We start from the raw sequence: 13,981 nt of genomic DNA on the forward strand, positions 1-13,981 counted from the left end.
GCGCAACGTCACGCCGGCACCTTGGCCACCGCGTCAGCGATGGCGCGTACCAGATCGACCACACGCGGCCCCCAGCGCGACGCGACGTCGTCGTCCAGCGGGATCACCTGGTTGTTCTTCACGGCGGTGATACCGGCCCAGCCGCTGCGGGCCTTGACCGTCTCCGGGCTCTGCTGGCAGCACTTGGTGTCAGACAGGAAGATAAAGTCCGGGTCGGCCTTGACGATCACTTCCTGGGAGAGCTGCGGATAGCCACCGTGGCTGCCGTTGGCGTCCGACGCATCGGCGATGTTCTCCAGCCCGAACTGGGCGAAGATCGCGCCAACGTAGGTCTTGCTGGTCAGCGAGTAGTACTCCGGGCCGAGTTCGAAGTAGTAGGTGAGCTTCTCGGCCCGCTGCGGCAGATCCTTGGTCAGCTTGGCGATGTCGTCCTTCATCCGCTGGCTGAGCGCGGTCGCCTCGTCGGCATGCCCGGTGAGCTTGCCCAGGTCGGCGAGCTGGGCGTACGTGTCGTCCAACTGCTGCGCCGCCGAAGCCAGGTAGACCGGGATCTTCAGTTTGGTGAGCTGATCGACGATCTTGTTGAGATCATTGGAGATCACCACCAGGTCGGGGTTCTTCGCGGCGATCGCCTCGGCGTTCGGGGTGAAGCCGGACAAGTCGCTCTTGGGCGCTTCTGGCGGGTAGTTGGACTGGTCGTCCACGGCCACCACCTGCTTGCCCGCCCCGATCGCGAAGAGCATCTCGGTGGTGGCCGGCGAGAGGGAGACGATCTTCTCGGGTCGCTGGTCGAGGGTGACCGTACCGACGGTCACCGGGAACCCGGCGGCAGCGTTGGCCCCACCCGATGGCTGGTCCTTCGCGCTGTCGGCACACCCGCCGAGCGCCACGACCGCCGCGAACGCGGCGGCGAAAACCAATGACGTACGCCTCTTCATGGTCCTCCTGTCGGTCGAGGATTCGTTGCTTCGCCGACAGGGACCGGGTGTGCCCGAGGCCCGCCTGCGAGACGCTCTTCCTCGAGAACGTTGGTCGCGACCACACCGCAGGCGACCTGGCTCACCCCTGCCTCGGCACGCCCGGCGGCGGGCCGAAGATCCCCGGCCAGGGCCGGAGGTACGGGGTATCACAGTTGCGGGACAGCGCCGGATTCGCACCGGCTTCGCTGCAGGTTGGTCGCTAGCACCGTAGCGCACCAACGGCAGCGGCTGGCACCGGCTGGTGCCTGGCCGTCATCTCGTCTCGGCCGGGCAGAGGCCGAGTCGGCTGACGGCCGCCGAGATCAATGCGTCCGGCGGCAGGGAAACGTCGAGTTCCAGGCCGTTCTCGTCTGGGTGTAGGGGTTCGAGGGTCGCGATCTGGGAGTCCAGCAGGCTGGCCGGCATGTAGTGCTCGGACCGCTGGGACATCCGACCCCGGATGACTTCGGCATGCCCGGCGAGATGCACGAAGTCGATACTCGGTGGCCCCTGCCGCAGCACGTCACGGTACGACCGTCTCAGCGCCGAGCAGGCCAGCACCGTGGACACCCCCTCTGCGGATCGAGCGGCCATCCAGGCGGCCAGGTCACGCAGCCAGGGCCAACGGTCGGCGTCGCCAAGGGGTACACCGGCGCGCATCCTGGCCACGTTGACCTCGGAATGGAACTCGTCTGCCTCCGCGAACCGCAGGTTGGCCAGGGCGCTGATGCCTTTGGCCACGGTCGTCTTCCCCGCCCCGGAGACACCCATCACGACCACGTGCCGGGTAGGTTGTGGATCTTCGCAGGCACCGGACGAGTGCCCGTCACCAGTCATGGACGGTCCCGTCCTTCAACCGGTTGAACGGCAGGTAGGCCGGCAGGTAGGGGAACCTCGCCGCGGCCTCCTCGTCAAGCTCGACACCGAGTCCCGGCTCGTCGCCGGGGTGCAGGTAGCCGTCGCTGAACGTGAACGACTGCCGGAAGACCTCGTTGGTCAGGGGTCCGTGCTGCATGTATTCCTGGATGCCGAAGTTGTGGATCGCCAGGTCCAGGTGCAGGGCCGCCGCCATCCCGACCGGGGAGATGTCGGTCGGCCCGTGGATGCCGGACTTGATCTGGTACTGCGCCGCGAAGTCGAGAAGTTTCCGCATGGCGGTGATCCCACCAGTGTGGGTGACGGCCGACCGGACGTAGTCGATCAGCTGTTCCCGGATCAGCGTCTGGTAGTCCCAGACAGTGTTGAAGACCTCACCGATGGCCAGCGGGGTGGTGGTGTGCTGGCGGACCAGCCGCAGCGCCTCCTGGTTCTCCGCCGGGGTGCAGTCCTCCAGCCAGAACAGGTCGTACGGTTCGAGCGCCTTGCCGAGTTTCGCGGCCTGGATGGGGGTCATCCGGTGGTGGCCGTCGTGCAGCAGCGGCAGTTCGGGACCGAACTCGTTGCGTACCGCCTCGAAGACGGTGGGCAGGTGGCGCAGGTAGGCGCGGGTGTCCCAGTCCTCCTCGGCGGGCAACGGAATCCGCTGCGCCGGCTCGTAGTCGTACCGCTTGCCGTCGATGCTGGGGTTTGCGGCGACGCCGTAGACGGCGTTGATGCCCGGCACCGAGGTCTGAATGCGGATCGACCGGTAGCCGAGGTCGAGGTGTCGGCGGATGGAGTCGAACAGCTCCGGGATGTCCCGCCCGGAGGCGTGCCCATAGGCCATGATGCCGGTACGGGAGGCACCACCGAGCAGTTGGTAGAGGGGCATGCCGGCGACCTTGGCTTTGATGTCCCACAGGGCCACGTCCACGGCGGCGATGGCGGCCATGGTGACCGGCCCGCGTCGCCAGTACGCCGATCGGTACAGGAACTGCCAGGTGTCCTCGATGCGGTGCGGGTCCCGGTCGATCAGCAGGGGGGCGACGTGATCACGCAGATAGGAGACGACGGCCAGTTCGCGTCCGTTCAGGGTGCCGTCACCCAGGCCGATGATGCCCTCGTCCGTGGTGAGCTTCAGGGTGACGAAGTTGCGATCGGGACTGGTGACGACGACGTCCGCACCGATGATCTTCACGGCATGCCTTTCTCTGTTCTTACCCGCAGGGTTCGGGTGGTCTAGCGAAGGGTGGTTCCGGTCTCGTGGCCATCGAGAAGGGACAGTTCGTCGCGACGCGGCAGCCCTTCCCAGTCGCCGTGGCCGGAGACCGCGAAAGCGCCGAGCGTGACCCCACGATGCAGACAGCCGGCGACGTCGAGGCCGTCGAGCCGGCCGGAGAGATAGCCGGCGGTGAACGCGTCGCCAGCGCCGACCGTGTCGACCGCCGTCACGGGCAGCGCCGGGGCGTGCCGTACGCCATCGGGGGTGTGTGCCCGGGCACCGGCCGAGCCGAGCTTGACGACGACCGCCTCGGCACCCTGGTCGAGCAGGCTCGCGGCGACCGTGGACTCGTCCGCGCCGGGCTCGCCAACGAGATCGAGTTCATCGGCGGAGGCGATGACGATCGAGGCGTGGGAGGCCAACGGGGTCAGCGCCGCCCGGGCCTGCTCACGCGACCAGAGCCGGGCCCGGTAGTTGACGTCGAGCGAGACCAGCGTCCCGGCGGCGGTGGCGGTCTCCACCGCCCAGTGCATCGCCGAGTTGGCGCTGTCGGACAGGGCCGGGGTGATGCCGGTGACGTGCAGGATGCGGGCACCGACGGCCAGTGGTTCACGGAGATCGTCGGTGTGCAGTGCCGACCCGGCGGACCCGGCCCGGTGGTACTGCACCCGGGTCAGGTCGACGGTCCGCTGCTCCAGGAACATGAGACCGGTCGGCCGCTCGGCGTCCCGGCGTACGTCGCCGACGCCAACACCCTCGGAACGTAGTTGCCGGAGCACGAACTCGCCCAGTTCGTCAGTGCTCACGCGACCGACCCAGGCGGACCGGTGACCCAGCCGGGCCACTCCGATTGCGACGTTGGACTCCGCGCCGGCCAGGTGCATGCTCAGGGCTCCACCTGCGGCCAGCGGACCAGCCGACCGGAAGGACACCATGGCCTCGCCCAGGGTGAGCAGGTCGGGTACGGCCGTCACGTCCGGTGCCCCTCGGCGGCGGCCAGGTACGCCCGGGCCCGCGTACGCAGGTCAGCCAGGCTGCCACCGGAGGCGGCGTCGCCGACCAGTGGGCCACCGACGCCGACGGCGATGGCACCGACGTTCAGGTAGGCGGACATCTCGGCCAGGCCGACGCCACCGACCGCGACGAACGGGATGTTCGGGAAAGGTTCGCGCACCGCCTTGAGGTACGCGGGTCCGCCCACCGACGCCGGAAAGAGCTTGACCGCGGACGCCCCCAACTCGATCGCGCGGTACGCCTCGGTCGGTGTCAGCGCGCCGGCGGACACCGGAAGTCCCCGACCGACCGCCTCGGGAATGGATTCGGCGAGGGCGGGGGTGACGATGAACTGGGCACCCGCCGCCGCGACATCGGCGACGTCGGCGGTGGTCAGTACGGTGCCCGCGCCGACCAGGGCACCCGCCGGTGCCTGCCCGCGAAGGGTTTCGATGGCCAGCGGGGCCCCGGGGGTGGTGAGGGCGACCTCGACGATGCGCACCCCCTCCGCCAGCAACGCCAGTCCGGTGGCGACCGTCGCGGCGGTGTCGGTTCCCCGGATGACCGCCAGCAGTCGGGTGGTCCTCAGCTCGGCTGTGAGATCGAGGGTCATGTTGCTCACCATTCCGTTGCTCACCATTCCGCGTAGGAGCCGTCAGCGTGCCGCCACATCGGACTGCGCCAGGCGTGGCCGCGCTTGTCCGCCGCCCGTACGGCGTGTTCGTCGATCTCGATGCCGAGCCCCGGGCCCGTGAGCCGCTCGATGTGCCCGGACACGAAGCGGAACGGGGTCCGGTCCAGCACGTAGTCGAGCACCTCGGCTCCGACGTTGTAGTGGATGCCGATGCTCTGTTCCTGGATCAGGTAGTTGGGCGTGGCGAAGCCGACCTGCAGGCAGGCCGCCAGGGCGAGCGGACCGAGTGGACAGTGCGGGGCGAGTTGTACGTCATACACCTCGGCGAGTGCGGCGATCTTGCGTACCTCGGTGATGCCGCCGGCGTGGGAAAGGTCCGGCTGGGCGACCGCGATGCCGGCCTGGAGGACGGGCAGGAACTCCTGGCGGCTGTACAGCCGTTCGCCTGTGGAGACCGGCGTACTGGTGGAGCGGACGAACTCGCCGATCAGGTGGGAGTTCTCCGGGACCACCGGCTCCTCCAGGAAGAAGGGACGGTAGGGCTCGAGTAGCGGGGCGACCCGGCGGGCGTTGGCCAGGGTGAACCGGCCGTGAAAATCGACGGCGACGTCGCGGTGGTCGCCGAGGACCTCGCGGGCGGCGGCCATTCGCCGTACGACCTCGTCGAGTTCGGCGACCGACGCCACCGGGCTCATCCGTCCGGAGGCGTTCATCTTGACCGCGGTCAGCCCGGTTTCCAGCTGTGCGCTGATCTGGTCCTTGACCTCGGCCGGCTCGTCGCCGCCGACCCAGCCGTACATCCGGATGCGGTCCCGGACCGGTCCACCGAGCAACTGATGCACCGGTGCGCCGTACCGTTTGCCAGCGATGTCCCAGAGCGCCTGGTCGACCCCGGACACCGCGCTGGCCAGAATCGGCCCACCCCGGTAGAACGCTCCCTTGGTCATCACCTGCCAGTGGTCCTCGATACGCAGCGCGTCCTGTCCGATCAGGAGTTCGCTGAGCTGTTCCACCGCGGTACGGACGGTCTCGGAGCGGCCCTCGCAGGTCGCCTCGCCCCAGCCGACGATCCCGCACTCGGTCTCGACCCGGACGAAGAGCCACCGGGGCGGAACGAGGAAGGTCTCGACTCTTGCGATCTTCGTCATGGTGACCTCAGCCCTTCGTTGCGCCGGCGGTGAGGCCGGAAACGACGTACTTCTGCACGAACAGGGCGATCACCATGATCGGAAGGGTGACCACGGTCGTGGCGGCCATGAGTCCACCCCAGTCGATGCTGGCGTAGCCGACGAAGTCGAAGATCGCGACGGGCAGCGTCTTGGTGTCGGCACCGGACAACACCAGGGCGAACATGAAGTTGTTCCAGGAGAAGATGAACGACAGGATGCCGGCGGTGGCGATACCGGGTGCGGAGAGCGGCAGCGTGATGCGACGGAACGCGCCGATGTGGGTCAGTCCGTCGACCAGGGCTGATTCTTCGAGTTCAGCGGGCAGACTGTCGAAGAAGCCCATCATGATGTACACGATCAGCGGCAGCGACACGAACATGTGGCTGAGGATCAGCACGGTGAAGCCGCCGACCATGCGCAGGTTGGAGAAGACGTAGTACCAGGGCACCAGCAGGGAGACGCCCGGGATCACCCGTGCCATCAGCACCACGAGCGCGGACTTCTTCATGTTGAAGCGACTCATGGAGTACGCCGCCGGCACACCCAGGATGAGGGAGAACAGGGTGGCGGCGAAGGCGACCCAGAGGCTGTTGACAATGAACTGGAAATAGTTCGCCTGTTGCAGAACGGTCTTGTAGTTCTCCAGCGTGGGCGTGAACACCAACGCCTTGCTGGTGTCGTGGATGTCGACGTTGGTCTTGAACGAGGCGGCGACCATCCAGGCCAGCGGTGCGAGCAGCGAGATCACCACAAGGGTCAGAGTGACCACACGCAGGGCCTTGTAGGAGGTTCGGGTCTTCATCAGCGCGCGCCCTTCCTGCGGGAGGTCAGTACCCACATCAGACCGATGATGATCAGGAAGAAGATGATGAGGACCGTCGAAGAGATGCCGTACTCGTTGTAGTCGAAGCTGAGGCCGTAGGCGTAGACGTTCAACGTCTCGACCTCGTGGAACGAGCCACCGCCCCGACCCTTGGTCGCGTACAGGATGTCGAACGTCTTCAGCGCGTCGATACCGCGGAGCAGGATCGCGACGATCACGGTGGACTTCATCAACGGCAGGGTGACCCGCCAGAACCGCTGCCAGGCGTTGGCGCCGTCGATGCGCGCCGCCTCGTCCGGCTCATCGGACAACGAGGTCAGACCGGCGAGCAGGATCAGTACGACCATCGGCGTCCACTGCCAGATGTCGATGAATATCGTCGTCGGCAACGCGGTGTGTTGTCCGGCGAGCCAGGGCTGAGGTCCGATCCCGATCCAGCCGAGCATCTGGTTCGCCATACCGATGTTGGGGTCGAAGATGAGCCGCCACATCATGCCGACCGCGACCGGGGTGGCCACCAGCGGCATGAGGATCGCCACCCGAACCCACTTCTCCCCCTTGAACGGCCGCCACAACAGCAGCGCGATGATCATGCCGAGGACGACCTCGAAGAAGAGGGCGACCCCGGTGAACGCGACCGTCCGCAGCACGGCGGGCCAGAATCGGTCGGTGTCGGAGAGCACGTCAAGGTAGTTCTGGATGCCGACGAACTCGGACTCCGCCCGCACCGACCCCTCGGCGTCGGTGAGGCTGAGGTAGGTGGTCCAGGCCAGCGGAAAGACGATCAGCACGGCGACGAAGGCCATGGCCGGCGCGGCGAAAAGCCATTTGCGGTGTTCGTTGGCCCAACGCGACCAGGCGGACGCGTCGGAGAAGGTGGCGGGCTTGTCGGACGTCTTGGTGACTGTGGTGGCTGCTGCCATGAGGATCTCCGGGTTCGGCGGGCCCTGTACTGGGCCGGTGGCGGCGTCACTCCGCCACCGGCGCTCATCGGCTTACTTCTCGTCGTCCAGCAACTTCTGGAAGGCCGCATTGGCCTTGTCCGCCGAGGCGGACACGTCCTTGCCGGTGATCGCGTCGACGATCGGCTGACCGACGATCTCCCGAGCCTCTGGCACCTTGACGACCAACGGCCGGTCATGGCCGACGCCGGTCGCGGTGCTGACCGCGATGGCGTCAGCGAGGTCCTTCGGGTAGGTCGCGGTGCCCTCCGGATTCGCCCACACCGAGGTACGGCCACCCGGAACGCCGGACTTCTGCTGTGCCAGCGTCTGCTCCTTGCTGGTGGCCCACTCGATGAACTTCCAGGCGTTGTCCTTGTTCTTCGAGGCGTCGTTGATGCCCAGCGCCCACGACGGGATGTTGTACGGCTTCGAGCCGGCCGGGCCAGCCGGGAACGGGGCGAACCCCACCGTGTCGGAGACCTTCGACTTGGCCGGGTCGGTGGCGTTCTTGTAGAGCGAGTTGGCCTCGGTGTAGAACGCGGCCTTGCCCTGGGTGAAGATCGCCATCGCCTCGGACCAGCTCATGTCGGTGCTGACGTTCTCGGGGCCCTGATCCTTGAGCAACCCGCCGTAGAAGGCGTACGCCTGCTTGGCCTGTTCGCTGTTGACGGCGGCCTTGCCGCTGCCGTCGACGAAGTCGCCGCCGAAGCTGTAGAGGAAGCTGGAGAACTGGGTGACTGCCGCCGACTTTCCGGTCCGGGCCACGAAGCCCGCGACACCCGGGTTGGCCGCCTCGATCGCCGTCGCCGCCGACTTGAGTTCGTCGAGGGTCTTCGGCGGGGCGGTCAGGCCCGCCTTCGCCAGCAGGTCCTTGCGGTAGTAGAGGACCTCCTGCTCGGTGATGATCGGGACGCCCACCACCTTGTTCTCGTACGTGGTGGCCTGCACTGGGCCAGCCTGGAAGTCGCTGAAGTCCCACTCCTTGTTCGCCTCGACCCGGTCGGACAGGTCGGTGAGGTACTTGTTCTTCGCGAACAGCCTGCCCTCCTGGAGGGGGCGGTACATCATCACGTCGAGATCGCTGGATCCGGCGTTGAGCTTGACGTTGTACTGGTCCGAGAGCTGGTCCTCACCGAGTTGGGTGATCTGGACTGTCAGGCCGGTCTGCTTCTCGAACTCGGGCAGCGCCTGCTTGATGTTCTCCGTCCACACGTGGTTGGCAAAGGTCACCCGCAGCGTCTTCGACCCGGCACCGTCGCCGCCGTCCCCGCAGGCTGCCAGGCCAAGGGCAGCGACCATAAGCAGTGAGGTTCCGATAACGGACTGTCGTCGCAACACGTCCTTCTCCCCTTCCTCGGTCGCCCCGCCGTTGGAGCGCCCGCCGCAGATGCTTTACATCCGCTTTAATGCGGGGATGTTAGGGCGATAAACCAGATGTATCAAGAGTTAGATCACAACTGGTATGCTTTGTTGGTGACAAAATCGTCATTAGTCGATGAAAGCCATCGACTCGGTCCTGTGGAGCCCGGCCTGCACGCCCGCGTGCTCCACCACGTCGGCACGGCCATCTGCGCGGGCCAACTGGCACCCGGGTCGGTTCTCTACATCGACGACCTTGCCGAGCAGTACACAGTGTCCCGATCCGTCGTCCGCGAGGTCCTGCGAGTACTGGCCGCCATGGGCCTCGTCGAGACACGACGCCGGGTCGGCATCCTGATCCGACCCGCAACCGCATGGAACGTGTTCGACCCCCAGGTGATCCGCTGGCGACTCACCTCCACCGGCCGGATGACCCAGCTCCGCTCGATCACCGAACTGCGTACCGCGGTCGAGCCGCAGGCCGCCTGGTTCGCGGCCGAACGGGCGAGCCCCGACGAGGCGAGCGATCTCGTCGGGCTCGCCGCGAAGATGTGGGCGGCCGGCAAGGCCGGTAACGAGCCCGAGTTCCTCCGACTGGACATCGAGTTCCATCGCCGGGTCCTGCTCGCCTCCGGCAACGAGATGTTCGTCAAGCTGCAGGAACTGGTGGCAGAGGTGCTTGCCGGCCGGCACCACTACGACCTCATGCCACACTATCCCGACGAGCAGGCACTCCAACTTCATGCCGACGTGGCGCAGGCGATCCAACGACGTGATGGTGAGCGCGCGAAGGACGCGATGGTGCAGATCATGGAGCAGGCCTTCGACGAGATGAAGTCCATGTGGGAACAGACCAATGAGCCCGTCCAGGAATCGCATCTGCGGTGAGGCTGGCCGGTTAGGAAGGGCCCCTTCCTATACAAAATGCGATAGGAAGGGGCCCTTCCTATCATCAGGCGGCGGTGATGGTGACGTTGTCCACGCCGGCCTCGACGAGGCTGGCGCCGCTGGCGTCGGCCGCCTCGATGAGGATGCGGACCGACTGCCCGGCGTACGCCGACAGGTCGAGGTTGGCCGTCGCCCAGGTGCCGTTACGGTTGCTGGCCGCCCCGTTCTGGGTGAGCAGGGCGGTGGTGCCACCACTGTGCACCACACTGACCCGGAAGTAGTCCGCGGACGACGAGTTCGAGCCGTGCGCGAGATACCAGGCCAGGGAGAGCGTCAACGTACCGCTGGCCGGCAGGGTCACCGCCGGTGAACGCGTACTGGTCACGCCGCCGTCAATGTCATAGTCACCGGCGGCGGTGCCGGCCAGCCGACCGGTGACCAGGTCGTTGCTACCGGCGTACGGGGCGAGTTGCTTGGCCCCGCTGGAGGTGGTCGCCTGGGCAGCGCCCCGTTCCCACGCCCCGGAGGTGGCAGTGTCGGTGCCGGACGGGTTGGTGGTCCAGCCGGTCGCCGTCTCGAAGGTGTCGGACCAGACGGTGGTGCCACCGCCGCCACCGTCGCCGCAGTACTCGGCCTGCTTACCGATGACCCGGTACGGGCAGTCGGCGTACTCGCTGAGCAGCAGGACGGCTTCCCGGTTGCGGGAGGTCTGCGCGGGGATCACCTCGTCGGGCGGGTAGAAGCCGCCGCCGAGGGCCGATCCGGGGTACATCTCGAAGGTGTACGCGAAGATCTGGTGCTGGCCCCACATCCAGTCGATACTGTCACCGTCGGTGATGTAGAGGTCACTGGACTGTTCCGGGGTGTAGTTGTTGGTGGCCGCCATCTGCTGGCCGAGGGTGCGGAAGGTCGCCTCCTGGTCGGTGTTCAGGCCGGGCGCGGTGTTCGCCGTGGTGTAGCCGAACGGCCAGAGGATCAGTTCCGAGTAGGTGTGGAAGTCGATGTTGGCCTTGATCTGCTGGACGCCACCGACGACTCGGCCGTTGACGAAGTTCCGCAGCGCCGCGGTTTCCGGGGAGGAGAAGGCGGACGGGCCACGGTAGGTCTCCGACGAGGTGGAGCCGGACGAGCCACCGCAGCAGCCCCACTGGTAGGACCAGTTGCGGTTCAGGTCGGTGCCGACGTACGACGAGCCGCTGTTGGGCTGCCGGTTCTTGCGCCAGGACCGGTAGGAGCCGGTGGCGATGTCGTACTCGCTGCCGTCCGGGTTGACGGTCGGCACGATCCAGATCTCGCGGGTGTTGACGATGTTGGTGATCCGCGAGTCGGTGCCGTAGTTGTCGGTGAAGAGGTTGAGCAGGTAGATCGCCATTTCGACGGTCAGGTGCTCGCGGGCGTGCTGCTGGGAGTTGAACAGGATCTCCGGCTCGTCCTCGTCGGTGGCGACGTTGTCGGAGATCTTGATGACCGGCAGGTCCCGACCCTCGTACGAGCTGCCGATGCTGCTCTTGCGGGCGATCGTCGGGTGGTCGGAGACCACCTGGTTGATGACGGCGGTCATCTCGGCGTAGTCGTGGTAGTTGGAGTCGGCGGACGGGAACCCGTTGGTGCCGATGTCCCCGGTCGACGGGGCCGGTACGGCCTCCAGCTGGAAGCCGAGCGCCGCGATCGCCTTGGCCTCGGTCGCGGTGGCGGAGACGACCAGCACGCCGTGTTCGCTGTAGTCGATGGCCGCGCCGGTCTGGGCGACCGCGTTGCGGTCGGCCAGGGTACGTGGCCCGAGCACCCGGTACTGGGTGGCGGCGGCGCTCGCCGATGCGGATTCGGGGGTGCTGGGAACCGGGTCGGCGGAGACCGGGCCGGTCACGGTGGCGATCAGCCCGATCGCGAGAGCTGCCGCGAGGATGGTGCTCCGGCGCGGCGACGTGGATCGGGTGCTGGGTGCGCGTAGGCGCATACGTACCTCCTGGGGGTGTGGAGGAGCCCGCTGTCGATGAACAACTGCACCATCGATCCATGGTCATATCAATATCTATCACTTTCTTTCTTTGTGTGGATCATGCTTCCCAAACCGACTCCCGCTTCGCCGAATCACGGCATTCGGCAGGATTCTTCTTCCAATAGACATCTGGCGAAACTTCCTTGCGGGCGGGATAGTGGCGGCAGTAAACCCCCGAACCCCCTCGGAGTAGCCATATGGCCAGACCCCGTTTGCACGCGGTCGCCCTCGCCGGCGTCACCGCGCTCGCCCTGTTCGGCACCACCGCACCAGCACACGCCGTCCCCGGTGCCCTCGGCACCGCCGGAGCCGGTGCCACCAGCGGTGCGCCGATCACCCACGACGAGCAGATCACCTACCAGGACTGGAACAGTTACGCGGACTGGCGTCGCGGCACCCACGCCGGCACCATCGCCCTGCCCGGTGCCCGTACCGGCATCACCATGGCGAAGCCGGTCGGCACCACCGACTACACCGACCCGCACACCGGCCTCACCAAGACCTGGTCGTACAGCACCTGGACCTCCCCGGTGACCCAGGTCGGCTTCGACGCCAGCGAACTGATCGCCTCCTGGAACGCCGATACCCCCGCCGGCACCTGGATCCAGATCGAGATGCAGGGCACCTACAACACCGGAAACCAGACCCCCTGGTACGTCATGGGCCGCTGGGCCTCGGGCGACCAGGACATCCGGCGTACCACCGTCAACCGGCAGGGCGACCCGTGGTCGTCGATCTGGACCGACACCTTCTCCATCGACGACGTGGCCAACGGCGTGATGCTCCAGGCGTACCAGCTCAAGCTGACGCTCTACCGCGCTCCCGACCAGTTGCGCGCCCCCCGGGTCACGATGCTCGGTGCGATGAGCTCGTACGTCCCGGACCGGTTCACCGTCACCCCGAGCGCCGGCGGCATCGCCTGGGGCCGGGAGCTGGCCGTGCCGACCTACTCACAGAACATCCACAAGGGCCACTACCCCGAGTACGACGGCGGCGGCCAGGCCTGGTGCTCGCCCACCTCCACCGAGATGGTCGTCGAGTACTGGGGGCGCAAGCCGTCGGCCGAGGACACCTCGTGGGTGAACCCGGAGTACCCGGACCACACGGTCAACCACGCCGCCCGGATGGTCTACGACTACGCGTACGAGGGTGCCGGCAACTGGCCCTTCAACACCGCGTACGCCGCCTCGTTCCCCGGTCTGGAAGCCAAGGTGACCCGGCTGCACTCGCTGGACGAGGTGGAACGCTTCATCAAGGCTGGCATCCCGGTCATCACCAGCCAGTCCTTCCTGGCCAGCGAGCTGGACGGTGCCAACTACGGTACGGCGGGCCACCTGTTCGTGGTGGTCGGCTTCACCGCCGACGGTGACGTCATCGTCAACGACCCCGCCTCGTCCTCGAACGACGTGGTGCGCAACGTCTACAAGCGGGAGCAGTTCGAGCAGATCTGGCTGCGGACCAAGCGCTACAACGCCAGCGGTGGCGTCTCCGGTGGCCCGGGCGGCGTCGCGTACCTGATCAAGCCGGAGTGGAAGCCCTGGCCGAAGGTCGCCGGCTCCACCAACTGGTAACTGTCGGCTACCGCTCGACTGGTAACCGGGTACCGCTCGGCTGGAACACCGCGTACGTCATCCGACTCGTTCGACGTACGCGGTGTTCCAACGACTGGTCGGCCACTTAGCTAGTAAAGGTGACGGGGGTACGGCTCGCCCGGTAGTTGGTACCAGTCACCGGGAAGATCGATCGCGACCCGCGCACCGGGGTGCTCATGCGCTGAGGCCTCGCCCAACGCACCGTCGTAGTGATTGCCGTGCGACGGCCCCACCCAGACGCCGTTCGCCCGTACCCCGCTCGCCATCGCACCGGGGAGGCTGGGGTCGTGGTAGTAATCCAGGCAGACGGCAACATATTCCTCCGGCGGTGGCGGTTCGGTGCCCTCCCCGACCACGACGCTGACCTCTACTTCCTGGGTTCCACCGCCCAGTTCGCCAACCCGCCAGGTAATCGCTCCCGAGTACAACGGATCACTTTCGTCGATCTTTTCCGGATCGTCCTCTCCCGCCACCGCAGTCACCTCCCAAAGCCTCAACCGACCTTCGCCCGCGCCTGCTTCTGCGCGTGTTCGCGTCGAGG

Annotated in this window: 13 protein-coding genes and 1 riboswitch; of the genes, 2 read left to right on the forward strand and 11 right to left on the reverse strand. The window is 66.9% G+C overall.

The annotated features are described in order from the left end of the window. Window positions 1-8 precede the first annotated feature (8 nt). The 9 genes from ACWDV4_RS08035 to ACWDV4_RS08075 form a co-directional block, all read right to left on the reverse strand. Window positions 9-938 (reverse strand): ABC transporter substrate-binding protein, encoded by a 930-nt coding sequence (locus tag ACWDV4_RS08035; RefSeq protein WP_449975762.1) that lies wholly within the window; start codon window positions 936-938, stop codon window positions 9-11. A gap of 115 nt (window positions 939-1,053) precedes the next feature. Further along, window positions 1,054-1,161, reverse strand: a riboswitch (cobalamin riboswitch). Window positions 1,162-1,232: 71 nt separating this feature from the next. After that, entirely contained in the window at window positions 1,233-1,796 is a 564-nt protein-coding gene (locus ACWDV4_RS08040; protein WP_449975763.1) for a gluconokinase, read from the reverse strand. Further along, window positions 1,786-3,015: a D-mannonate dehydratase ManD gene (gene manD / locus ACWDV4_RS08045; RefSeq protein ID WP_449975764.1), complete on the reverse strand. Its 1,230-nt coding sequence runs from the start codon at window positions 3,013-3,015 to the stop codon at window positions 1,786-1,788. Before manD ends, ACWDV4_RS08040 begins: the two co-directional genes overlap by 11 nt. 41 nt (window positions 3,016-3,056) lie before the next feature. Further along, the gene (locus tag ACWDV4_RS08050) at window positions 3,057-4,013 is read right to left on the reverse strand and encodes a sugar kinase (RefSeq protein ID WP_449975766.1); all 957 of its coding nucleotides are present in this window, start codon (window positions 4,011-4,013) and stop codon (window positions 3,057-3,059) included. Further along, window positions 4,010-4,645, reverse strand: coding sequence for a bifunctional 4-hydroxy-2-oxoglutarate aldolase/2-dehydro-3-deoxy-phosphogluconate aldolase (locus tag ACWDV4_RS08055; protein ID WP_449975767.1), 636 nt, complete (start codon window positions 4,643-4,645; stop codon window positions 4,010-4,012). Before ACWDV4_RS08055 ends, ACWDV4_RS08050 begins: the two co-directional genes overlap by 4 nt. 20 nt (window positions 4,646-4,665) lie before the next feature. Next, entirely contained in the window at window positions 4,666-5,814 is a 1,149-nt protein-coding gene (gene dgoD / locus ACWDV4_RS08060) for a galactonate dehydratase (protein ID WP_449975769.1), read from the reverse strand. Window positions 5,815-5,821: 7 nt separating this feature from the next. Next, the gene (locus ACWDV4_RS08065) at window positions 5,822-6,637 is read right to left on the reverse strand and encodes a carbohydrate ABC transporter permease (protein WP_449975770.1); all 816 of its coding nucleotides are present in this window, start codon (window positions 6,635-6,637) and stop codon (window positions 5,822-5,824) included. Continuing rightward, a complete protein-coding gene (locus tag ACWDV4_RS08070; RefSeq protein WP_449975772.1) occupies window positions 6,637-7,581 on the reverse strand; it encodes a carbohydrate ABC transporter permease in 945 nt (314 codons plus the stop codon). Before ACWDV4_RS08070 ends, ACWDV4_RS08065 begins: the two co-directional genes overlap by 1 nt. A gap of 72 nt (window positions 7,582-7,653) precedes the next feature. Continuing rightward, window positions 7,654-8,901 (reverse strand): ABC transporter substrate-binding protein, encoded by a 1,248-nt coding sequence (locus ACWDV4_RS08075; RefSeq protein WP_449975773.1) that lies wholly within the window; start codon window positions 8,899-8,901, stop codon window positions 7,654-7,656. A gap of 219 nt (window positions 8,902-9,120) precedes the next feature. On the opposite strand from ACWDV4_RS08075, the gene ACWDV4_RS08080 reads away from it, so the two are divergent. Further along, complete coding sequence (locus ACWDV4_RS08080) at window positions 9,121-9,849, forward strand: FadR/GntR family transcriptional regulator (RefSeq protein ID WP_449975774.1); 729 nt, start codon at window positions 9,121-9,123, stop codon at window positions 9,847-9,849. A 64-nt stretch (window positions 9,850-9,913) separates the two neighbouring features. On the opposite strand, the gene ACWDV4_RS08085 is transcribed toward ACWDV4_RS08080, so the two are convergent. Next, complete coding sequence (locus ACWDV4_RS08085; protein WP_449975775.1) at window positions 9,914-11,806, reverse strand: M14 family zinc carboxypeptidase; 1,893 nt, start codon at window positions 11,804-11,806, stop codon at window positions 9,914-9,916. A gap of 239 nt (window positions 11,807-12,045) precedes the next feature. On the opposite strand from ACWDV4_RS08085, the gene ACWDV4_RS08090 reads away from it, so the two are divergent. Continuing rightward, the gene (locus ACWDV4_RS08090; RefSeq protein ID WP_449975777.1) at window positions 12,046-13,419 is read left to right on the forward strand and encodes a C39 family peptidase; all 1,374 of its coding nucleotides are present in this window, start codon (window positions 12,046-12,048) and stop codon (window positions 13,417-13,419) included. 110 nt (window positions 13,420-13,529) lie between these two features. On the opposite strand, the gene ACWDV4_RS08095 is transcribed toward ACWDV4_RS08090, so the two are convergent. Continuing rightward, window positions 13,530-13,913, reverse strand: a complete 384-nt coding sequence (locus tag ACWDV4_RS08095) for a hypothetical protein (protein WP_449975778.1) — start codon at window positions 13,911-13,913, stop codon at window positions 13,530-13,532. Window positions 13,914-13,981: the final 68 nt, after the last annotated feature.

The sequence above is a fragment of the Micromonospora sp. NPDC003197 genome (assembly GCF_053590565.1).

Excerpts from the sequence above, each read along its gene's own strand:
- ACWDV4_RS08075 (WP_449975773.1), bottom strand. The coding sequence starts at position 8,901 with ATGGTCGCTGCCCTTGGCCTGGCAGCCTGCGGGGACGGCGGCGACGGT.
- ACWDV4_RS08070 (WP_449975772.1), bottom strand. The coding sequence starts at position 7,581 with ATGGCAGCAGCCACCACAGTCACCAAGACGTCCGACAAGCCCGCCACC.
- ACWDV4_RS08065 (WP_449975770.1), bottom strand. The coding sequence starts at position 6,637 with ATGAAGACCCGAACCTCCTACAAGGCCCTGCGTGTGGTCACTCTGACC.
- ACWDV4_RS08090 (WP_449975777.1), top strand. The coding sequence starts at position 12,046 with ATGGCCAGACCCCGTTTGCACGCGGTCGCCCTCGCCGGCGTCACCGCG.
- ACWDV4_RS08040 (WP_449975763.1), bottom strand. The coding sequence starts at position 1,796 with ATGACTGGTGACGGGCACTCGTCCGGTGCCTGCGAAGATCCACAACCT.
- ACWDV4_RS08035 (WP_449975762.1), bottom strand. The coding sequence starts at position 938 with ATGAAGAGGCGTACGTCATTGGTTTTCGCCGCCGCGTTCGCGGCGGTC.
- ACWDV4_RS08085 (WP_449975775.1), bottom strand. The coding sequence starts at position 11,806 with ATGCGCCTACGCGCACCCAGCACCCGATCCACGTCGCCGCGCCGGAGC.
- ACWDV4_RS08055 (WP_449975767.1), bottom strand. The coding sequence starts at position 4,645 with ATGACCCTCGATCTCACAGCCGAGCTGAGGACCACCCGACTGCTGGCG.
- dgoD (WP_449975769.1), bottom strand. The coding sequence starts at position 5,814 with ATGACGAAGATCGCAAGAGTCGAGACCTTCCTCGTTCCGCCCCGGTGG.